At 38.2% G+C, this 22,673-nt stretch carries 21 protein-coding genes; 14 read left to right on the top strand and 7 right to left on the bottom strand.

All coding sequences use genetic code 11. The features are described from left to right. Positions 1-35 precede the first annotated feature (35 nt). From uidA to FCI53_RS03795, 3 genes are all read left to right on the top strand, one after another. Entirely contained in the window at positions 36-1,847 is a 1,812-nt protein-coding gene (uidA, locus tag FCI53_RS03805; RefSeq protein ID WP_138416012.1) for a beta-glucuronidase, read from the top strand. 182 nt (positions 1,848-2,029) lie between these two features. Next, positions 2,030-2,947 (top strand): LysR family transcriptional regulator, encoded by a 918-nt coding sequence (locus tag FCI53_RS03800; RefSeq protein WP_138416010.1) that lies wholly within the window; start codon positions 2,030-2,032, stop codon positions 2,945-2,947. Between the two features lie 96 nt (positions 2,948-3,043). Next, complete coding sequence (locus tag FCI53_RS03795; protein ID WP_138416008.1) at positions 3,044-4,177, top strand: 5-methyltetrahydropteroyltriglutamate--homocysteine S-methyltransferase; 1,134 nt, start codon at positions 3,044-3,046, stop codon at positions 4,175-4,177. Between the two features lie 82 nt (positions 4,178-4,259). Here the strand turns inward: FCI53_RS03795 and FCI53_RS03790 are convergent, their stop codons facing one another. Together FCI53_RS03790 and FCI53_RS03785 are read right to left on the bottom strand one after the other, a co-directional pair. After that, complete coding sequence (locus FCI53_RS03790) at positions 4,260-5,489, bottom strand: amidohydrolase family protein (protein ID WP_138416006.1); 1,230 nt, start codon at positions 5,487-5,489, stop codon at positions 4,260-4,262. Between the two features lie 3 nt (positions 5,490-5,492). After that, on the bottom strand, positions 5,493-6,587 hold the full coding sequence (locus FCI53_RS03785; protein WP_138416005.1) for a hypothetical protein: 1,095 nt from the start codon (positions 6,585-6,587) through the stop codon (positions 5,493-5,495). 476 nt (positions 6,588-7,063) lie between these two features. Here FCI53_RS03785 and FCI53_RS03780 point away from each other — a divergent pair, with 476 nt between their 5' ends. Together FCI53_RS03780 and FCI53_RS03775 are read left to right on the top strand one after the other, a co-directional pair. Further along, positions 7,064-7,423 carry a hypothetical protein gene (locus tag FCI53_RS03780; protein ID WP_138416003.1) on the top strand — a complete coding sequence of 120 codons (360 nt, stop codon included), beginning with the start codon at positions 7,064-7,066 and terminating at the stop codon, positions 7,421-7,423. 820 nt (positions 7,424-8,243) lie between these two features. Continuing rightward, on the top strand, positions 8,244-9,260 hold the full coding sequence (locus FCI53_RS03775) for a peptidoglycan recognition protein family protein (protein ID WP_138416001.1): 1,017 nt from the start codon (positions 8,244-8,246) through the stop codon (positions 9,258-9,260). Between the two features lie 89 nt (positions 9,261-9,349). On the opposite strand, the gene FCI53_RS03770 is transcribed toward FCI53_RS03775, so the two are convergent. Further along, positions 9,350-9,889, bottom strand: coding sequence for a CotY/CotZ family spore coat protein (locus FCI53_RS03770; protein ID WP_138415999.1), 540 nt, complete (start codon positions 9,887-9,889; stop codon positions 9,350-9,352). Between the two features lie 299 nt (positions 9,890-10,188). Here FCI53_RS03770 and FCI53_RS03765 point away from each other — a divergent pair, with 299 nt between their 5' ends. Next, positions 10,189-11,625, top strand: a complete 1,437-nt coding sequence (locus FCI53_RS03765; RefSeq protein WP_138415997.1) for a DHA2 family efflux MFS transporter permease subunit — start codon at positions 10,189-10,191, stop codon at positions 11,623-11,625. A gap of 205 nt (positions 11,626-11,830) precedes the next feature. Further along, entirely contained in the window at positions 11,831-12,016 is a 186-nt protein-coding gene (locus FCI53_RS21740; RefSeq protein WP_246050001.1) for a hypothetical protein, read from the top strand. Here the strand turns inward: FCI53_RS21740 and FCI53_RS03755 are convergent. The 4 genes from FCI53_RS03755 to FCI53_RS03740 form a co-directional block, all read right to left on the bottom strand. Then, a complete protein-coding gene (locus FCI53_RS03755; RefSeq protein ID WP_138415995.1) occupies positions 11,995-12,804 on the bottom strand; it encodes an alpha/beta fold hydrolase in 810 nt (269 codons plus the stop codon). The two genes, FCI53_RS21740 and FCI53_RS03755, sit on opposite strands and share 22 nt — an antisense overlap. Before the next feature lie 130 nt (positions 12,805-12,934). Then, the gene (locus FCI53_RS03750; protein WP_138415993.1) at positions 12,935-13,828 is read right to left on the bottom strand and encodes a manganese catalase; all 894 of its coding nucleotides are present in this window, start codon (positions 13,826-13,828) and stop codon (positions 12,935-12,937) included. 154 nt (positions 13,829-13,982) lie between these two features. Further along, on the bottom strand, positions 13,983-14,681 hold the full coding sequence (locus FCI53_RS03745) for a DUF421 domain-containing protein (protein ID WP_138415991.1): 699 nt from the start codon (positions 14,679-14,681) through the stop codon (positions 13,983-13,985). Between the two features lie 462 nt (positions 14,682-15,143). Beyond that, positions 15,144-16,079 (bottom strand): AraC family transcriptional regulator, encoded by a 936-nt coding sequence (locus tag FCI53_RS03740; RefSeq protein ID WP_138415989.1) that lies wholly within the window; start codon positions 16,077-16,079, stop codon positions 15,144-15,146. Between the two features lie 187 nt (positions 16,080-16,266). Here FCI53_RS03740 and FCI53_RS03735 point away from each other — a divergent pair, with 187 nt between their 5' ends. The 7 genes from FCI53_RS03735 to FCI53_RS03710 all read left to right on the top strand — a co-directional run bounded on the left by FCI53_RS03735 (position 16,267) and on the right by FCI53_RS03710 (position 22,664). Further along, the gene (locus FCI53_RS03735; RefSeq protein ID WP_138415987.1) at positions 16,267-18,390 is read left to right on the top strand and encodes a glycoside hydrolase family 3 protein; all 2,124 of its coding nucleotides are present in this window, start codon (positions 16,267-16,269) and stop codon (positions 18,388-18,390) included. Between the two features lie 135 nt (positions 18,391-18,525). Continuing rightward, positions 18,526-18,711 carry a hypothetical protein gene (locus FCI53_RS21305; protein WP_171038049.1) on the top strand — a complete coding sequence of 62 codons (186 nt, stop codon included), beginning with the start codon at positions 18,526-18,528 and terminating at the stop codon, positions 18,709-18,711. A gap of 8 nt (positions 18,712-18,719) precedes the next feature. Further along, on the top strand, positions 18,720-19,214 hold the full coding sequence (locus tag FCI53_RS03730; RefSeq protein WP_171038048.1) for an MBL fold metallo-hydrolase: 495 nt from the start codon (positions 18,720-18,722) through the stop codon (positions 19,212-19,214). 443 nt (positions 19,215-19,657) lie between these two features. Next, complete coding sequence (locus FCI53_RS03725) at positions 19,658-19,867, top strand: hypothetical protein (protein WP_138415983.1); 210 nt, start codon at positions 19,658-19,660, stop codon at positions 19,865-19,867. Further along, complete coding sequence (locus FCI53_RS03720; RefSeq protein WP_281279499.1) at positions 19,819-21,027, top strand: SLC13 family permease; 1,209 nt, start codon at positions 19,819-19,821, stop codon at positions 21,025-21,027. Before FCI53_RS03725 ends, FCI53_RS03720 begins: the two co-directional genes overlap by 49 nt. A gap of 18 nt (positions 21,028-21,045) precedes the next feature. Further along, positions 21,046-22,107 (top strand): TRAP transporter substrate-binding protein, encoded by a 1,062-nt coding sequence (locus tag FCI53_RS03715; RefSeq protein WP_138415979.1) that lies wholly within the window; start codon positions 21,046-21,048, stop codon positions 22,105-22,107. Positions 22,108-22,178: 71 nt separating this feature from the next. Next, positions 22,179-22,664, top strand: a complete 486-nt coding sequence (locus tag FCI53_RS03710) for a TRAP transporter small permease (RefSeq protein ID WP_138415977.1) — start codon at positions 22,179-22,181, stop codon at positions 22,662-22,664. Positions 22,665-22,673 lie beyond the last annotated feature (9 nt).

Raw genomic sequence — 22,673 nt, 5'->3', positions numbered from 1 at the left:
AAGGATAAGCAATTAAAGAAATGGAGGAATAATACATGTTATATCCAGTAGCTACAGATAGTCGAGTTGTTTTAGATTTAAGTGGAGTTTGGAATTTTATGATTGATGATGAAGTGAAAGAAATAGATGTGACAAAGCCGTTACCAACAAGTGAATCGATGGCAGTTCCTGCAGCGTTTAATGATCAAACGGTTTCACAAAAAGTTCGCGAACACACTGGTTTTGTTTGGTATGAGCGTGAATTTACAGTTGCCAAAGCACTACGTGATGAAAGGTTAGTATTACGCTTTGGTTCTGCATCACATGAAGCATGGGTGTATATTAACGGAAAACTTGCTACCCAGCATAAAGGTGGATTCATGCCATTTGAAGTGGAGATTAATGACTTCTTAGTACCTGGCGAAAACCGTTTGACTGTGCGTTTGAGTAATATCTTAGACAATACAACATTGCCAGTAGGAAATTATAGTGAAACAAAAGATAAAGATGGCAAACTTATCCGAAACGTAGATGAGAATTTTGATTTCTTCAACTATGGTGGTTTGCAACGTCCGGTTAAAATTTATTCAACACCGAAAAACTACATTGAGGACATTGTAATTGTACCAGATGTTGATTTGCAAAAAGCACAAGCAGATGTACAAGTTTCTGTTCAAACAGGTGGTTCATTCGATGAAGTTCGTGTGACGGTTGTAGATGAAGAAGGAAATGAAGTTGCACAAACTACAGGAACTGAAACTAACGTAACGATTACTGATGTCAAACTTTGGCAACCACTTGATGCATACCTTTATACAGCAAAAATCGAAGGTGTGAAAAATGGCGAAGTTGTAGATGTGTATGAAGAACCATTTGGTGTCCGTAAAGTAGAAGTGAAAGATGGTAAGTTCTTAATTAATGGCGAACCGTTCTACTTCAAAGGGTTCGGTAAGCATGAAGATACGTTTATCCGTGGACGTGGTCTTGACGAAGCATATAATGTACATGACCTTAACTTGATGAAAGATATGGGAGCAAATTCCTTCCGTACGTCTCATTATCCATATTCAGACGAAATGATGCGTCTATGTGACCGTGAAGGTATTGTGGTCATTGATGAAACACCTGCAGTTGGTCTGATGGCTTCTTTCAACTTTGATGTATCAATGTTAGAAAAAGAAGATTTCCAAGACGACACTTGGGATCAAATGAAGACGTCGGAGGCGCACGAGCAAGTGATTCGTGAGCTAATTGCTCGAGATAAAAACCACCCATCTGTTGTGATGTGGTCAATTGCCAATGAAGCTGCAACGTATTCAAAAGGTGCTCGTGAATACTTTGAACCATTATTCAATCTTGCACGTGAATTGGATCCGCAAAAGCGCCCATTGACAAATGTATTGATCATGATGGCGACACCTAAGACAGATAAATGTACGGATTTATATGATGTATTAGCATTAAACCGTTACTTCGGCTGGTATGTGAAAAATGGTGATTTAGAGACAGCAGAAGAACAGACACGTCAAGAGCTGTTAGAATGGCAAGAAAAATATCCAGAAAAACCAATCATGTACACGGAGTATGGTGCTGACACGGTAGCTGGATTCCACAGTGCGTACGGTGAGCCATTTAGTGAAGAATTCCAAGAAGATTACTACCGCATGAATCACAAAGTATTTGATGAAATTCCAAACTTTGTTGGGGAACAATTATGGAACTTCGCTGATTTCCAAACGAAATTTGGTATCATGCGTGTCCAAGGGAACAAAAAAGGTGTATTCACAAGAGCAAGAGAACCAAAAATGGTTGCGCGTCACTTAAAAGAGCGCTGGACTAGTATCCCACATTTTGGTTATAAAAAATAAATCGATTACAGGGTGTTAGGCATTTGTGGTGCCTGACACCTTTTTTTATCTTGCTTTCAAGCGGAGCGGCTGACATTTATTTCAGGTGGAAACGCCGATTTTCTGTTCATTACTTATAGAAGTAAATCGAAATTACATGTATAATTCTGAATAATAATACAATTATGAGGGGGAGGAATCTAATGACTCTATTACAATTAAAATATGTCATTGAGGTAGCAAGAAGTCGCTCGATTAGTAAGGCAGCGCAGCATCTGTTTATTAGCCAGCCGAGTCTTTCCAATGCGATTAAGGCACTGGAAGAAGAACTTGGGATTACGATTTTTTCGCGAACAAATAAAGGAATTATGATTACACGTGAAGGGACAGAATTTTTAAGCTACGCCAGGCAAGTGATCGAACAAACAGAGCTACTTGAAAATCGTTATGCTAGTGCACAAGCACCACAGCAACATTTCTCTGTATCTGCACAACATTATGCCTTTGTGGTCAGTGCTTTTGTACGATTGCTGAAAGACTATGACCGTGAGGAGTATGAGTTTACCCTGCGAGAGACAAAGACATACGAAATTATTGATGATGTCAAAAACTTGCGCAGTGAACTGGGCATTTTATATGTGAATGAGTTTAATGAAAAGGTGATTGATAAGTTTCTTCGTGAAGGGAATTTAACGTTTTATACATTATTTGAAGCAGATCCGCACGTATTTATTAGTTCAAAAAATCCACTCGCACAGCAAGCCTATGTGACGATGACGGATTTACTTCCATATCCATATTTGTCGTTCGAACAAGGGGATTATAATTCTTTTTATTTTTCCGAAGAGATTTTAAGTACGTATTCTAGACCGAAAAATATTAAAGTGAGTGATCGGGCCACATTATTTAATTTACTAATTGGTTTGAATGGTTATACGATTTCGACCGGGGTAATCAGTAGTGAATTAAACGGGAGTGATATTGTTTCCGTCCCACTAAAGGTGGAGGAGCGAATGACGGTTGGTTACATTACCCACAAACACGTTACCAATAGTCCACTTGCGACTATTTATATTCAATATTTGCATGAATCAATTGCAGAAGAACAGGCTTTGCTATAGTCTAAAGCTATGGCAAGTGATAGATTATAGATGTTAACTTATAGTGCTGATTGCGTGATACACTTACCTTAGATTACAGGAAAGGGAGAGGTTAGGATGTCAGTGCAATCGAAAGCAGGTAAACGTACCGTAACACCATATCGTTTTGATAATGTTGGGAGTTTCCTTCGTCCAGAAAAATTAAAGCAAGCACGTGAAGCATTTGCTAAAGGGAATCTTTCCGAATCTGAATTAAAAAAAGTGGAAGATGAATGTATTGTCGATGTGATTGAAAAGCAAAAACAAGTAGGGCTTCAAGCAGTTACAGATGGAGAATTTCGCCGTTCTTGGTGGCACTTGGACTTTATGTGGGGCTTAAACGGAGTGGAGAAAGAAACAGCAGAGCAAGGATATGTGTTCCATGACGAAGAAACACGACCAGAAACAGCGCGTTTAACAGGAAAAATTAGTGGAGAGAACCATCCGTTTATCGATCATTTTAAATTTGTGCAAGAGCATGCGACAGGTGATGTGGAAGCAAGACAAACAATCCCAGCGCCAGCTCAATTTTTAGCAGAGTTGCAACGTCCAGAAAATAAAGAAGCAACGGATACGATTTATCCTAGTGTGGACGAACTTGTTGCCGATATTGCGCAGGCTTATCAAACATTTATTTCTGAAATTTATGATGCTGGCTGCCGAAGCCTGCAATTAGATGATTGTACATGGGGCATGTGCTGTGACACTCATGCTGCAGCGGCTGTGCAAGTAGGGGCAAATGAAGAAAGTGCTGCTGAATTATTCCTGCGTGTTAATAATCGAACACTTGAGAATCTTCCACAAGATTTAGTGGTGACAACCCATGTATGTCGTGGAAACTATCATTCTACTTGGGCATCTTCAGGTGGTTATGATCCAATTGCAGATATTTTATTCGCGAAAGAAAATGTGTCCGCCTTTTACTTAGAGTATGATACCGACCGTGCAGGCGACTTTTCACCATTACAACATGTGCCAGAAGATAAATTAGTTGTGCTTGGATTGTTCTCTTCTAAAACTGGTGAATTAGAAGACAAACAAGAAATCAAGTCTCGAATTGAGGAAGCGAGTAAATACGTTGATTTGAATCGACTATGCATTAGTCCACAATGTGGATTCGCCTCAACAGAAGAAGGCAACATCCTAACAGAAGAACAACAATGGAATAAACTCCAATTAATCAAAGAACTAGCTGACGAAATCTGGGGTTAAACAGGTGGGACACGGGGACAGGGGCCGTGTCCCAATTTCTGTGGTTGGGAGTGGGACAGTAAACCTGTCCCCGTGTCCCAGTTTAGTCTCTATCGACAACAGTGTTTCCTTGGTAGATGACTTTTTTAATTTTTTCTGGGTTGGTGATGTCTAATCCTGGAATTCCTTCGGCAACGATAAAGTTTGCGTCCATACCTTGTTCTAAACGACCAAACTGTTTTGCTTTTCCTAATACTGATGCAGGATTGGAAGTAATTAATGCTAGTGTGTCATTTTCATCGTAACCATGCGCATGTAATTTTTTCATTGCTGGCTGGGCAATTTGCATGAAAACGTCTGGTCCTTGTAAAGCTTGATCGTCGAAAGGTAACCATTCGACATCAGGGTATGGTGGAAGATAGGCATCGGTTGCGATTGACGTGTCGATGTTGTGGTTGACAAGTTTAAGAATGTTTTCAGGTGAATTTGGTTTTAGATGGGTTCCACCAAGTGGTGTGGCAATAATTTTAGTTCCTTGTTTTGCTGCTCGCTTAACCTGCTCATCTGTGATGCCATGCGCATGATGAAGAACATCAACACCTGTATCTAATGCCATCTCAATTCCTTTGTTTCCTGCTACGTGAATGCCTATTTCTTTATGTTGCTGATGAAAAAGGTCAACAATCTGTTGCAATTCTTCTTTTGTGTACATAATCTCTCCTGCTCGTGGCACCATGTCTTTAGTGAAATTTGCAGGTGTTGCATTAAGAAATAGATTTTCGCCAGGATAATCACTTTGTCTTGCCATTTCCAGAAGAATTGAGCGTTTAATTAAATCATTTTGGGCAACAGGTTTATCTTCAGTGACAGAGGTGAAGTGTGCCAGTTGCTCAAAACCAATCGATATACTATTTGTGGCAAAAGAAATAGACATCGGAAATTCTCTTACACTATTTTTATAATCCTTGATTGAAAAAGTGCTTTCAGGATGTCCGCAAATTTGTTCCCCGACGGCAGTAATTCCTGACATCAATGCTTGAAGTAGGATTGATCTTCCTGCCTGGAAGTGTGTTTCTTTGGTTACAGGATAAAGCGATCCTGGCGCAAATTCGAGTAAATGGGTATGACAGTCGACCAGTGAAGGAGTCACCACATAATCAGAATAATCCAACGCTGGTAAATTTTGAAAAACGTTTTTTGCTACGTTCCAATCCAAAATATGCGCAATCTTTCCTTGTACAATGACCATTGCTCCATCAAAAAGTGTTCCGTGATTACCCACCGTAACCAATTTTCCAGCACGAACAAGATAGTTTTTTTCCACCTTTCTCATCAGTTACACCACCAATAAAGGAGTTAAGAAATATCCAATTAAACAAGCGGTCACAACTCGTATGATCATACCAATGACTGCTGCCCCAAGCACCTCTCGCTCACTCAAGTTGGTCGTTTCTGCCCAGGTAACAGGTATTTGACCAAAAATAACGGACAGTGGTAGGCCAGAGTTTGCTAACACAAACGATCCGACGATTAGTCTGGGATCAATTGTTGTTGCTAAGTCAGCAAGTTGTGCAACCGCGAGAGTCGGTGCGGCCAAAAAGGAGACAATTCCTGTGCTTGGTTCGATACTAAGTGCAGTTAGAACAGTACCCAGTCCAGCTTCAATCGTAGTCCAAATCCCGACATAATTCAGTATTCCAATAAAGAAAAAGACCACTGCTACAGCCGGAATAATCGTGAGCAGTAATAGTTCTGTTCCTTCTTTTGCTGATGAAAAAATAGTGTGCATGATCGTATGTTTCGGGGTAAAACGTGGTAATTCTTCTAGCTCGACTTTTTTGGTATTTCGATAAACAGTTTTAGATAACAACCATGGGATGATAATTAATGGAGCAAAAATCGATAGTAGGACTAATGGAAACACACTTATGCCAAAAGTAGTTAGTGCAATAATCCCTAAGACAAAAGTAGCAAAAGATTGTGGCGATTGAATCATTGTTGCTAGCGCAATTTTTTGTTCTGCTGTGGTTGCTTTAGCTTTCATTAGGATTGGACCAGTAATTTTTCCAGCCGCATTAATGTCCCCAAGCAAATTGTAGGAACTAGGGATAATAACAGCAGGATTGATTTTGAATACTTTCATGACTGGTACAAAGATTCGAATTAATCCATCCGTAAAACCAAATCGTTCCAACAACCTCCCCGTAATGACACTTACAATGATCGCGATTCCTATGTCACTTAACAAAAAGGTATCAATCACAATAGGTTTTACTTCTTGGATAATCGTTTCGAATAGGTCTGATAATGCATTTGGTGCAAAGAAAAGCATTAGTAACGATATTATGACAATTGCAAGTCCCAACACTTCATACATATGCCATTTTTTCCTATTGTGCAGTAAGGTTGACTTTGGTTTGTTCTTCTCCATCCTACATCACCTCTAGGCGTTTTTATTAGTATATGAACGAGATTTGACGGAGGTGAACATGGGCACCGTTTCCCACCTTTTCCATGGCATAAGTGGGACAACAAACCTGTCCCCATGTCCCACTGAAAAAATTTCAAATATTCTATTGTGTTAGGAAATGAATAAGTATAAAATGATATTTAAAATGTGGAGTTGTTTTTTATATCGGTTAATAAAAGCGGTTTCATAATTGGAGGTACTTCAGTTTTTTATTAGATTACCTAGATTCTTTTTATCTTAGTAATCTATTTCAATAGTGATACTTTGTTTTTAGTTTCGTAGAAGAGTTGCTAATGCAGTATCAAAGTGACACATTTTTAGGAGAACCTACCCCTTATATTGTAGAGTTTGTTATATTTCTATCTAGATGAAATCAACTCGATATCAAACAAAACAACGAACATTAACCTAAAAAATCATAGAAAAGAGGAAATATTATGAAAGATGTCTATACAAGAACAGAAAAACCTGATGCAAAGTGTTATGTACCATCTCGTCCAGCAAGTGATTATAAGGTTGGTGAAACATATGATTTCCTGTTTTGGAACCGCAACAAATTAGAAAGAGATGAAACAGGGAGAATCTCTGATGATCAAATCCTTAATAGCTTTTACATTATCGAAGGTGTTGTAACAAATATCGATGAATTTTTACACGTGACGTTTGTTGATGGTTTTAACAAACCGATTGAAATAAAATATCATGTGAATCGAGAACGGGATGATTTTTACCTTGATACATGGAAAAAATTAGTAGAATTTACTAGGAATGAGGAAGGAACGTCTCAAATTGCATAAACTTTGGGAGGGGACAGTTCATAGTGAGCTTGTCCCCTTTTGCAAGGTCAATAAACAATTTAGCATAAATCACGACCTAAAAATGGGTGTAGTAAGATAATTTATCATCTATAAAATAGGATTTTTAACATACATAGAGGTTTAATTCTAGGTGTATATGTTGATTTTGTTAGAATCAAGGTAATTAGATGGTTTGTTATGATTTTTGTGTAATAAATATCGAACCCGCCATAGCGAATTTCGATAGTCTTAATACTGATCCTCTTATTATATAGTAGAAACTGGAAACAATGGTTATAATTTGACATGGCTAAATGAAGGAATACTTGATAGGCTTATAATGAAGGAATGAACATGGAATAACCTTTCGAAAGATGAAAATCTCCTTTGTTTGTTTTTGTTTGTGTTTATGTTTATGTATATGTTGTTGATCCGAAAGTTATTGTTTTGTTCATTCCTTTTTTCTACACCGTCTAGCATAACCATGTATATACAGTTAAAGTTTTTATCGTGAAATACTGTTGCCGGGTCACATGGATTGGAGTTTCCCTACTTATGGCTTGGCAATTTAAAATTTGTATTTTTTTCGGGTATGTTACTGCACTAAGCCCTCCACTCCAACCTACGAGGTAAACAAAAGATGTACATCCTTCGCAAGCTACAAACTAACTTCCATTTTAAGCTACATACATTGTATACGTCTTCAATCAGAATGGGACAAGCGCTCATCCAACTTCTGAAGTCCTAGTTTTTAGTCCCATGAATATTTTCATTGTGGTAATGAAACATAAAAGTACGATCACAATGAAAGGGTGTTCTTATGATTAAGCGAAGTTTTTTGTTATTAAGTATGGTCTTATTGATGCTGATGCATCTCACTCCTGTAGCTGTGTATGCGACCAATAACCCTAGAAATACTTATGAAGTACAACCTGGCGATCATTTGTCGGGGATTGCAGACACGTATCAAACTTCTGTTGAAAATTTGAAACAAATCAATGGCTTACAATCAGATACGATCCTAGTTGGACAAAAATTAAGGGTGCCAATTATGTATGAAGTGGAACCTGGCGATACTTTATGGGATTTGGCGCAATCCTTTAATTCTAGTGTCCAGTCGATAAAAGAAACAACTGGTCTTACATCTAATCAGTTATTTGTAGGACAAATTGTAAAGATTCCTCCTAAGAAATTGTCCATGCAAGGGCAGTATGTCTTAATGACTAGGGAGGATTTCAAAGACTGGCTATTTAATCATGAATTTACGAGAAACATTAGGACGATTCAACATCACCATACGTATCAACCATCTTATCAGCAATTTGATGGCACCAATCATTTTTCACTGTTAAAAGGGATGGAAGAGCATCATAAAACTGCAATGAATTGGAGAACGATTAGTCAACAATTGACGACTTTTCCGGATGGGACAGTTGCTGTTGGTCGACCGTTTGATATGCCTCCAGAAGGTTCTTTTGGATTAAACGATGAGGCGATCATGCATGCGATCGAAGCCAATGCATTAGCGATTGAAAATGTAGGGGACTTTGATGAAGATGGAAATCAAATGACAGCGGAACAAAGAGAAACAATTATTACAGTTACCGCCTTGCTCATGTTAAGGTTCGGTTTGGTACCCTCAATAGACAGTATTACCTATCATCATTGGTGGGATATTAACACAGGAGAACGAGTACTCGATCATGGGGAAGGGCACGCTGTCAAAACATGTCCAGGTACAGCTTTTTTTGGTGGGAACTCCACCACACACGCCAAAAGTAACTTTTACCCATTAGTACTTCAAAAAATGCAAGAAATACGAGCAACCATGCAATAGCAGGTGTGGGACATGGGGACAGGTTCACTGTCCCATTAATCTACAAGATGAGAGGAAACAGGAGATTGTCCCTGCTTCCTCTATCATACTTAGTCATCATCTTCTGGTGGAAATTCAGATACTGGGCGTGGCGTAATTGGGTCAAGACAAGTAATGCCGCAGAAACAATTTAAGTCTACTGTTAAACAAATTCCAGTTGATTGAAGATCTCTAATACTTCTACCTGGGAAAAATCTACAAACATCACTAACACCACTATCTGTTGGGCCAGGGGTAGAACCTCCTTGTGTTACAGGAAGTAATAACTCCAGTTTTACACAACAATCACTTCCGTCCACAAATTTTACTGCACGAAAAATAGGTGTTTCAACGCAGCCTAAAAAAGTATTTCCAGATCCACCTAGTTCTCCTTGGAACACTCCGCTACCAATAAATGGGTGACAATCCTTACAGTAAAGGATGAAAGGTATCGTCGTATTCACCATATCATCGGCTTGTGGTGAAAGTAGTTGGTTGATGGATTTTTTACAACTAGTCGTGCAGCGGTGATTATTAACCACAGCATCTTGAGCATCCACAATATCTCTTACAACCTCACAAACACAATCACTAACATGTTTCTTTACCATATGAACACCTCCTTCTTTAAGTTGCTATACTTTATGTTGACTTGAAAATCGCTGTATGTTCAGATATCTATTTTTAAAATAGTTGAGGAATATGACTTATGAGAATCAAATCTATAAATAGTGGGACATGGGGACAGGGATCGTGTCCCACTATTTATAGATTTGATCTGGGACAACAAACCTGTCCCCATGTCCCAAGAGGTTTTTGTTCTGTCCTTATTTTTAAAAATGGTGTATGATGTATGGTGTGGTTTGTTTAATGGTTAAAAAAAGATATTTAAGATGGAGGGGGGAAAGTGATGGGGACGTCAAGTTATAATCGAAAAACGATCGTGGCATTATTGTTGGCAGGGTCATTTATTGCTATTTTAAATCAAACATTAATGATTACTGCTATTCCACCTATTATGAAAGAAATGGGCATTACAGCGAATACGGGACAATGGCTGACAACAGTATTTATGCTTGTGAATGGGATTATGATTCCTGTTAGTGCTTTTTTGTTGGAGCGTTTTTCGACGAGACAATTATTTATTACAGCGATGAGTGTATTTGCTATTGGTACGCTTATAGCAGCGATTTCACCTAACTTTTCTGTTTTATTAGTTGGACGGGTGATCCAATCTGCAGGCGCCGGGGTGATGTTGCCGCTCATGCAGACAGTATTTTTAATGATTTTTCCAATTAATAAACGTGGGGCTGCGATGGGGTTAATTGGGTTAGTAATTTCCTTTGCTCCAGCAATTGGTCCAGCATTATCTGGCTGGGTGACCGAGCATTATTCATGGAGAGTGCTATTTTATATAATTTTTCCAATTGCAATCATTGATATAGTTGTAGCTTATTTTGCACTCAAAAATGTAACCGAATTATCGAAACCAAAATTAGATGTGTTGTCGATTATATTATCTTCATTTGGATTTGGTGGGTTATTATACGGATTTACATCAGCAGGAAATAATGGCTGGTTTGCTATGATTACGCTTTTATCGTTAGCGGTTGGAGTTGTGGCGCTTCTGTTATTTATCTTTAGACAGCTTAAGTTAAAACACCCAATGTTAGAGTTCAGAGTCTTTACGTATTCCATTTTTCCATTAGCAGTAATCGTCGGAATGATTGCGTTCATGGGACTAATTGGCGTCGAAACATTGATTCCGCTTTATATGCAAAATATGCGCGATTTCACTGCGTTTGAATCGGGGATAGCCCTGCTACCAGGTGCATTAATTACTGGACTAATGTCACCAATAACGGGTAGAATTTTTGATAAATTTGGTGCTAGAAAGTTAGTGATGATAGGATTAACGATTATTACGGTGTCATCGTTTGCGTTTATACGTTTAGATACAACTACATCACTTGCGTTTTTGACGACAATGTATGGGGTGCGCATGTTTGGTCTATCGATGGTGATGATGCCTATCGCAACGGCTGGGTTAAACCAATTACCGAAGCGATTACTTCCACACGGTGCAGCGATGGATAATACGATGAAACAAGTCGCCGCTTCTGTCGGAACAGCCATTCTAGTTACCGTCATGACCACCTCAACTAGCATGGCAGAAACGAATACAGAGATTTCGTACCCTGATATTTTTGGTGCAAATATCGCATTTATCGTTGTTGCCGTCTTGTCTTTAATCGGTTTGGTCATCGCTTTCTTCATCAAGGATAAGCGGCCATCTGAAGAAGAGTTGGAGAGAAGAGATCGAGAGAATTTGGAACAAGCGCAATAATAGAGAACAGGATTGAGGTTCCAAAACATGGGGCAAGGAGTTACTCATGGATTTATCTGTGGGTAGTTCTTGTGCCCTTTTTTAATATGTTGCTTTATTGGAAAGACGAAAACATAGCTTACATAGATAAGTTTAGCGAATGGTGTTCAAAATATTATACCGTGGCGTTTGGGATAATATTTATACGCCAGGGTAATAATGCCCTGTGGTGGGACAAGTACCCTGTCCCCATGTCCCATTGGATGGAATGGGAACAGATGAAGAAACACTTGCACAAAGTATTCCACTAGGACGTTATGGTGAATCGGATGATATTTCAAATCTTGTTTTATTCTTAGCTTCAGACGATAGCTCGTTTTTATTTCCCACTTATGTTGCTCTATTTAGATGATTGAGGAGTTCGTTACCAAATAGGTTCGGGTTATCCAACATGGAGTAATGTCCACTATTAGGTAGAATCCTGAATACAGAATTCGGGATATGCTGATGTAATAATGATCCCCAGTACGGTGGTAAATACCGGTCATGCTGCCCCCATAAAAGAGTAGTAGGACAGGTGATCGTTCGCAAGTATGGAACTAGATCTTCTGTTTGATGATGATTTAACGCAAGTGAGGCTTGTTGTAATTCTATAGGTCCGCTTGGTCCACTAAATGGAGCGAGCAAATCGTTTAATAGCTTAGGTTTTAAAACTTGAGGATAATACAGTCCTTCTCGAAGCATTCGTTCGATAAAAAGTGGGGAAGGTTGAAATTCATCTGCTGTTGGATAACGAATCGATGTCACTTTTGGTAATGGCCAATTTGCAAAACAAACTCCATCTGCAACTACGATACTTTTCACACGCTGTGGGTAGTATACGGAAAGAATTTGCACAATTCCACCACCAAGGTCGTGACCAACAAAGTGAGCTTTCGAAATGCCTAACTGATCAAGCAGGTTTATGATGTATTCAGCTTGTTTAGGTAATGTTAAATCGTAGTACGGTGCACGTTCTGATAAGCCATACCCAATTTGATCAATTGTAAGTACGCTATATTGCCCCTCTAGGAACGGAATAATTGGATCCCAAAGATGATGGTTCGTCGGGATACCATGAATAAATACGACAACTTCTTTGCTTTCACCAGGATAAAAACAGTAATTCATTCTGTAATAATTCTTTCTGTCTTCTTCCATTTGATACACCCCTTTACACATTTGACGTTATACTATATGTGTTAATGCTTGGGGGTGTTGCGTGTCTAAAGTGAATTTCTGGAAGAAACAAAGCAAAATCCCACCTAAGAAAAGGCGGGATTAAATTCCCCTATTGGGAATTAGGTGGTTGTCCACCATTGATTTGATTAGGCTCTAGTTTTTCAGCCCCCTGCATCATCCTCATATCTTTTGGAGGAGTACCATGAATAAATTTCGGCGCTGGTTTTAACTGAGGTTTTTGTCCCATCGCCTCAGGGTTTTGTACATATTCAAAATTAGCCTGTCCATCCATTGTTGGTCCTTTCGCCCAACGTCCAGTACTACTTTCTTCACCTTGTGAGTAATTCATAAACGAATAAGACACTTCTTGTTTTTCATACTCTTGGTTAAATGTACTAGGAACGATGGCACCCTGCGTCTGTTCTAACTCCTCAATCGCAGCCATCCACTGATTTTGATGCATCGTATCACGTGCGATTAAAAAGGATAACATATCTCGAACGCCTGGGTCTGTCGTCAATTCATATAAGCGAACCACTTGTAGTCTACCTTGTGATTCTGCATTTAAATTCGCTCTAAAATCAGCTAATAAATTTCCGCTAGAAATGGTGTAGCGTGAATTCCAAGGATAACCTACACTATCTGTTGGTGATGCGCCAATCCCTGAAACAATTGCATGTTGAGGATTCATACCACCCAGCACTGCTTCCACTGTTGGGTCTTGTGCACCTAACTCTTGATCGCCAGCTGGTGCCCCATCTAATAACTGGGCAATCATTGTAGCTAGCATTTCCACGTGTGCTATTTCCTCTGTTGCAATGTCAAGAATCATATCCTTATATTTATGATCAGCCCTGCAGTTCCACCCTTGGAATAAGTACTGCATCATGACTGTAATTTCACCATATTGCCCACCGAGAACTTCCTGTAGCTTTCTCGCATATACAGGATCCGGTTGGGATGGTTTGGCATTATATTGTAATTCTTTAACATGATAAAACATGAAAAAACCTCCCTCGCTCCTATTGTTCGAAAGGCGAACAATAATATAATGGCAAAAAAGTTCCAATTTTGGTTGGGACATGGGGACAGGGCACTTGTCCCAGTTTTAACAGAAAAGACATGGGGACAGAAAACCTGTCTGTCCCTATGTCCTATTAATGTACAACATCGTCTTTGTTATCGATGTATAGGGTACCGTCTTTTTGCACTTCCGCATAAAATACTTTAGATACGTCATCAATTCCGGCTTGTGCGAGTTGTTGTTCAATCCAGTTTTTGTCCAAATTTAAGTTGGATAAATTTTTATTAAGTACCTCTCCATCCGAAATAACTTGTGTAGCTATGTCATACGAGGTGTTTTGTGGATTACTAACAGCCATATCTGATTTGGTCACAGATTGTTTATCTTGTTTTTTCATCACAGAAAGGTTTCCGTCGGTTTCGAAAATAGCATAGTGAACATCAGCTACTGAGTATACCTTTTGCGTTCGTAACATCGCATTTAAAGAATCAATATCAAGTCGTGCTTTTCGCAGTTCATGCTCCATTATTTGCCCATTTTTTATAAGAATTAGTGGTTGACCTTCAATGACTTTACGGGCTCTTCTTGATTTAATATCAATAAGTCCCATGACGATAGTTAATATACTCCAACCAACGAGCGCAATAACTCCATTACGAACACTTAACTGGTTACTGACGACAAGATTGGCACCAATAGATCCGATTGCAATGCCAGACACAAAATTAAAGAAGGTCATCTGACTTAATTCTTTTCTTCCCATAATTCTCGTTAGTGTTAAAAGTACCACGAACGTTAGAATAATACGCATAATTAGTTCATTTAAACTCATTTTATCCCTCCATTAAACGTTATTGTTATCTTTCCTATAAATAGTTGATTCATACGAAAGAGGTCGGTCGTTTTTCCTGCTTTTTAATATATGGTTTTCCGCTTCAGAAGGAATCTTCCTGATGATTTATCCCGGTGCAACTGTCCGTAAGACTTCCCTTCAAAACAAGATGTATTAACGGGAGTAAACTATCGCTGTCATCCCAATTTGTTCAAGGGCCAGCGAGTCAATCCTTGTGGTACTAACACTCAGTGGGGGAAAGAACAAAAAAAGCCACACAGAGTGAGGTTTCACTTTATGTCAATTGGGTTCCATATTTGCAATATTTAGGATTAAAAAGTGAAAGGAAATAACAGAATAAGCAAAGTGGTGAACCGAATGTGAAGAGGAGAACGATCTCAATGAATCATCAAGAGATCGTTCTCGATCATTTATTTAAAACAAATCAAGGAGTAACCCTTATCATGTGAAATGGGACAACTCCCCTGTCCCCGTGTCCCATTTCTTTTGTAATGTTTTGGGGGAGAGGGTGAATTCTTTTTTGAATAGGCGGTAAAAGCTGGAGTAATCAGTGAAACCGCATTGTACTGCGATCGTTTCGATGGAATCTTTATTTTGTTTAATCTTGGTCATGGCAAGAGAAAGACGCTTTAGCGATACGTAACGGTAAAAAGATACGTTCATGTGTTGCTTAAAATAATGAGAAAAATAATATTTATTTAGATGAAAATGGTTAGAAATATTGACTAAGTTTAAATCGGTGTCCGTTAGATGTGTTTCAATGTATGATAAGATCGCTGTTAAACGCTGGTCTAAATCTTTTGTATGATGAAGATCTGGTGATTTACTGGATGGATGAAAAATAATCTTCATCACTTGAAAAAGTAAATATTGTAAGGTGAAAGAATAATCTTCTTTCCCGTCTTTTATTTTGTTAATTAATTCATGAAGTAAAGAAACACTATCTTCAAAGTTTTGTTGGTTTGGATGAAACACATGTGATCCTTGTGTTTTCAAAAAAACAAAATCCTCTGTTAGGCTTGGTGCACTTGCTTGAAAATCTGCCATTAAATGTGGGTTCACTTTAATAATGATCCGTTCATAGTTATTCGAATCATGTGGTGTAACTTTGTGAACCGCATAAGGTGGAATAAACACCACATCACCACGATTGACAGAATAGACTTTTCCTTCACAGAAGAAATCACATGTTCCATCAATCATCACCATTAGTTCAATTACATCATGACTGTGTAATTGGTCTAATGTATTAAATTCGGAAAAAGTTTTGGCGGATTCATTGTGTTTTTTTAACCACGTATGGGACGAATGTAATGAGGTGAAATGGTAAATTTCAAAGTTTTGGCTGATTACCGGCAAAAAATTGGGTTGTTTCATACGCCTGTTCCTTTCGATAGCAAGATTTACAATATTTATAGCAATAAATGATATTTTTTAAGTTTTATCTGAATGTTATTATAACATAGTAAGTGAAAACGTAACCAAAAGGAATACTAACGAATACGAAATGTAATATTAATTTTTTAAAACAAATAGCACTACCAATCGTTTAGGAGGAATAATCATGACGTTTAACGATAAACAACCAGAGCTTGAAGTGCGATCGAAACCAATCATTGAAGTAGATGGGCTGAAATTTAAAGATTTAAACAACGATGGAAACTTAGATCCTTATGAAGATTGGCGTTTAAGTCCGAAAGAACGTGCGGAAAATTTAGTTTCACTTATGAATACCGATGAAAAAGTCGGAATGATGCTGATAAATTCACGAAAAATGGGCCTTGCGCAAGAAGATAAAGAGAAGACAAGTCATGATGGTGTACTAGATGAAGGCGTTGTGGAAAAAGGGGAAACTATTTTTGCACTTTCTAAAATATTTGGTACAACGCATACGATTAAGAATATGCATTTACGGCATTTCATTTTAAGAGATAACTTTAGTGCCAAAGAAATCGCGGAATGGATTAATACGATGAATGAAGTAGCAGAGGGTACTCGTCTAGGTATTCCAGCATTGATTACATCGAATTCAAGAAATGAAAATGCCGAAGCTGTGTTTGGGATGAATGATGCAGCAGGAACTTTTTCCACATGGCCAGGAACATTAGGTCTTGCAGCAGCAGCTAAAGGAGATATTAAAAATGGTGGTGATGCATCCTTAATTAGTGAGTTTGTGAAAACTGCACGTAAAGAATGGGTGGCAACTGGCATCCGAAAAGGCTATATGTACATGGCTGATGTTGTGACCGATCCAAGGTGGCAACGTACATACGGCACATTTGGAGAAGATCCTGCGTTTATTTCAGATGCAATCGGTCGTATAATTGATGAATTCCAAGGGGAGGAATTAGGAAAAGACAGTGTTGCCTTAACAACGAAACACTTCCCTGGTGGCGGAGCTCGGGAAAATGGATTTGATCCTCACTATGAAGAAGGAAAATGGAATCTGTATCCAACTCCAGGAAGTTTAGAAAAATACCATCTCCCTCCATTTAGAGCAGCGGTAGAACATGGCACATCATCGATTATGCCTTATTACTCGATTCCGAGTATCAAAAAGAGCAAGGTGCAAGAATTCGAGGGAGAAGATATCCCATTTGAAGAGGTAGGCTTTACATTTAATCATTATTTCATAAATAATATTCTTCGTGGAAAACTTGGATTTAAAGGTTATGTTAATAGTGATAGTGGGATTGTCAACAAGATGAGCTGGGGAATGGAAACTAAGAGTGAAGCAGAACGTTTTGCCAAAGCTGTTAATGCAGGGACAGATATTGTTGCAGATACGAACGATATTGAAAACCTTAAGTTAGCCGTCGACAAAGGATGGATTAGCGAAAAACGTATAGATGAGGCAAATGTACGGCTTCTAACAGAAATGTTTGAATTAGGTCTATTCGATGATCGTACGTATGTATCAGCCGAACACGCTACTGAAGTAGTTCAAACACCAGAACATTGGGATGCAGCTTATGAAGCCCACAAAAAATCGGTAACGGTACTTAAGAATTCAGATCAAACCCTTCCTTTAACAGCGGAAAAGGAAGGCAATAAAAAAGTTTATGTGGAAGTTTTCCATAAAGAAACTGAGCGAGCAGCAGAATATACTGAGGAAGCAAGAAAACAAGCAAAAGAACTTGATCTGTTTACATTGACAGATAACTATGAAGAAGCAGATACTGCGATTCTGTTCTTATATCCAAAATCCGGCGCTTACTTCAATGCAACACCAGGACTGTTGGAGCTTGAATTATGCGAGGATAAAATCGAAACTTCTCTAGATGGTTCCTTGTATCGTGAAACAACGTTGAGTGGCATGGATCGTGTGAACGATATAGCAGACAACCTTCATAAACGCGGTGGAAAAGTAGTCATGAGCGTAAATATTATCATGCCTTGGATCCTTGGCAATGTCGAACCATTGGCAGATGCTCTAGTTGCAGGATATGATACCTTCTTTAACGCGCAGTATGAGGTAATGGCAGGAAAGTACGAGCCAACTGGCGTGCTACCACTGACATTACCAGCAAGTGAAGAAGTCATTGCTGTTTATCAAAATGGCGATTGTGTATCAAGAAATGATGTGCCGGGCTATGACAAGGACAAATACATGCCCAAAGGAATGACCTACGCATACCAAGATGCAGATGGCAACACTTATCAACTTGGTCATGGATTAAGTTATTAATTAAAAGGAAGCACGGGTATGATTCTCGTGCTTCTTTTTTTGGTGGGATATACAGCCATGCTTCACTGATTATTGGTGCGGATGAAAGCACAACAATAGATATAAAAATTAACAGTCACTTTAGGAGATGAGACTATGAAAAAGTTTAATTGGGTTGTAGGTTCCATGATCCTTATTAGCTATATGTATTGGCTTGCAGACAGGATTCATAGTATAGAGGTCATATTTCTAGAGGTCGTAGCACTTGCCATTGGGTTTTGTATTTATCCAAATCAAGAATGGACAAAGAATACCTGCAATTTTGGTTGTCTCCAACAGTAGCTGCTGTTATGGGGATAGGAGTTCAACTAGTTTTTCCGTTAATACATACACTTTTGTTACTACTTATATTCTATTTATTGAACGCAAGCATGCTTTATTTATTAAAATCACATTTTCCCTCTCCATCTCTCTTTGTTGCCTATAAATTTGAGGCTAGTGATCAAACGGTCGTTGTTACAGGGGATACGATGTATAGTGACGGTTTAATCGATTTTTCGAAAGGTGCTGATTTGGTCGTTATGGACGGGATGCTTACAGAACTGAAGGAAGAGGATCCATTTTATGACGAATTCCAAAGAATAAAACCTCAACTAGCCAGTGCCCATATAACATTAGAAGAAATCGGACAAATCTTAGCAAAGGCGAATGTTAAGAAAGTTGTCTTAACCCATCTGATGAATGGCGAAATGGATAAACAACGAACGACACAAATATTGAGGTATGAAGGCTATGAGGGGGGAGTCATTATTGCAGAAACCAATGGAAAGTATGAAGTGGAATAAAGAGATTCACGTGGAAAATTTGTTCGGATCACAAGACTATAGGTGATAGAAAAATCATATCCAGCTGTTTGGGTGTTAAAAAGATCCTTACGGCTGGATACGTTACTTTACTAACTGTCCCAAAAATCTCCCACTACGTTCTATTTCGGTACGGAACACAGTTGTCTCGAAATCTCCCACTATGCTCTATTTCGGTACGAAAAACAGTTTTATCGTCCCTAAATCTCCTACTATGTTCTATTTCGAAACAGTAAATTCAAAAGAACAAAAACTTCATTTTTAAAATTCAGAATATTCAATTGACATTAGGTGCTCGCTCTGCTATTCTCTATTTATGAACTTGGTTCACTATTTACTCCACCACATTACATCACATGCTATTAACACATTCTATCGATGAACCTTTTTGAAAGCGAATACAAAGTTAATAAGGTGGAAATGTAATGGCAAAAAAAGTCTTCTTTTTCTTAATTCTTTGTAGTAATGTTTATATTTTGTTTTTTTTACCTGAATTATCTAGTGAAGCAAAATGGGCATTAATGATTATCGTGTTCGCCATTTATTTATGGGCAACACAACTTATTCCAATTGGATTCACTAGTTTGTGGGTAGTCATGATGTTTACACTTCTAGAGATTCACCTTCCGAGTTGATTTTTTCATTTTGGCAAAACCCTATTGCATATTTAATCATGTCCTCCTGGTTAATTGCCAGGGCAATTGAGAAGACAGGATTAGGAAAAAGGATCGCATTATATGTACTTGCTCCTTTTCTGAAGTCGTATCGGATGCTTTTGACTGCGATCTATGGACTTGGAATTATGATGAGTCTGTTTATTCCACACCCTTTTGCAAGGGCTTTCATTATTATCGCAGTCGTCAAGTCCCTATTCGAACATATATCGGTAAGTGGGAAAGATAAAGCGTCGATCGGTATAGCAGTCTTTTTATCTTCTTCCATTAGCTCGTTTGTATTTTTAACGGCTGACAGTGCTTTGAACATTACGTTGTTAGAACTTATGAGCATGGATATGACATGGGGCGAGTGGTTTACGATTATGGGAATACCTTCCATCCTTTTTCACATTTTGGTTATTATCACCCATTTAGTTGTGTTTCCAACAAGTGAAAATTGGAAGAACAATAAAATAGATTTGCAGACTTTAAAGGGAAAAATGGGGGGATTAAACACTGCTGAATTGGTCAGTATTGTGTGGTTATCAATTGGTATATTGTTATGGACAACGGACTTCATTCATGGTATCCACCCAGGTTGGGTTGCGACAGGGATCGTTATCTTAATGACAATACCGGGAAAACCGCAAGTATTATCGAGTGGGGATTTGAATGCGATAAAAATCGATATCTTATTATTTATAAGTGCAATGCTCGCTATAGGTAAAGTCTCGCAAACAACTGGACTTAGTGAGTTTTTAGCTAACAAATTATTATCTTTTATTCCTGATTCGCATACAATTGTAATCGCTTTATCGTTGACGCTATTTGGAATTATTTTACACCTTATAACTGGAAGTGCTTTTTCAATGGTAAGTATACTTGTTCCGATTGTTCTATCCTTTATGGAGCAGACTTCTGTATTACCTATAATTGGGGCAATGATTATTTACTTAGCGGCAAAAGCCCAATGGTTTTTTCCACACCAAGTAATGGATATCCTTATCGGTACTGGTAAGGAAACGGGGGGATACACACAAAAAGAAGTGATAAGACTTGGAACAGCAATGATCATTCCACTTATCCTTGGTGTGATAGGAATATATTTACCTTGGTGGACATTAACACTGGGAAATTAAAAAAATGGAGGGGTTAAAATGAGAAAGAGTCTATTATTTTTAATTAGCATGTTAGCATTTTTAATGGTACTCACTGCGTGTGTTGAATCACAACAGTCGGCTGGTGATGATGGTGACCAGTCAAGTTCAGGTTCGGAAGGAACATCTAATGAGGAAGCAAGTGGGGAAGGAAGAACCTATGAATTTAATCTATCACACGTTACACCACCAAGTCACAATTGGCAAAAAACCGCTGAAAAATTCGGGGAAGAATTGGAAACCCTTTCAGACGGGAGAATGGAACTTGAGATATTTCCTAATGGTCAATTGGGGTCAGAAGGTGATATGATCCAACAAATTGAAACAGGTACATTATCTTTTGGTATTATCACCAATGCCTATTTAAGTAATCGAATCGATTCTTTAAATGGTTGGTTTATGCCATTTTTATTTGATGATTTAGAGGAAGCAAATGCTGCAAAAGAAACAGAGATGGCACAGCAATTTTTAGATGATGTAACGAATGATAGTATGCTAGCAATTGATTTTGCTTTTGCTGGTAATCGACATATTTTAATGACAGAAGGGGAAGTGACATCACCTGAAGACATAGAAGGAAAGAAAATGCGTATTATTGGTAGCCCTGCCATGCAAGATTTTTGGGTAGAAAGTGGAGCAAGTCCTACGCCAATGCCGCTACCTGATGTTTATACATCGTTACAAAATGGCGTGATTGATGGGATTGATATTGATTTAGATGCATTAGTTTCCTTGAAATTACACGAAATTGCCCAGGATTTAACGTTGACGAATCATATGTCATTCCCTTCTGTAGTTGTGATGAGCAAACAAGTTCGAGCAGAATTACCAGAGGAAGACCTTCAAATTGTTGATGAAGCGTTAGAAAGTGCAATCGAATGGGGAATTCAAGATCAAATTCAACGTGAACAAGATAATTTAGCATTTTTAGAGGAAAATGGTATGAATATTACAGAATTTGATAATCACGATACTTTCTTAGATATTATCGATTCAGTATATACAAATTATGGGGATGAAAATGAAGCGATCCAAGCATTAATTGAAGAGTATCAAGACTAAATAATGGTGAATCATCTGCCTTAACATGGGCAGATGATTCTACTGTAAAGTGGTTAGGGGGCCTTAGTCGTATGAAATTTATCATTACAATTAGTAATGCTGTCTATAAAGTAGAGCAAGTAATGGCTGTTATATTATTGTCTATTATGACTGTTTCATTAACCGCTGGCGTTATTTTTCGTTATTTTTTAAACAACCCTTTAATGTGGTCTGGTGAGGTAGGCGTCTTTTCATTGATTTGGCTAACGTTTATAGGTGGCAGTATGACAATTAAAAAGAAAAAGTCCGCTCGTCTTACGATATTAGTAGATAACTTGAAAGGATCGCTTAAGAAAATGGTAGAGCGACTTTGCTATTTGATTGTCTTGGTATTCGTAGCATATTTTCTTTATATTATCGTTCACTGGATTCAAACACCTTCCATTTTGCAACAACGTTCAAGTTCGATGCAAATTAAAATGATTTATCCATATTTGAGTATTGTGATCAGCTTTCTATTCATGACAATTCATTCGCTTTCTCTATTAGTAGAAAGTTTTTACACAAAAGAAATGTAAAGGAGGGGA

This window comes from Aquibacillus sediminis (assembly GCF_005870085.1).
In the GTDB taxonomy this organism is placed as follows: Bacteria; Bacillota; Bacilli; order Bacillales; family Amphibacillaceae; genus Aquibacillus_E; species Aquibacillus_E sediminis.
Note: the sequence above shows the minus strand (reverse complement) of the source record. Positions and strands in the feature narration are given on the sequence as shown.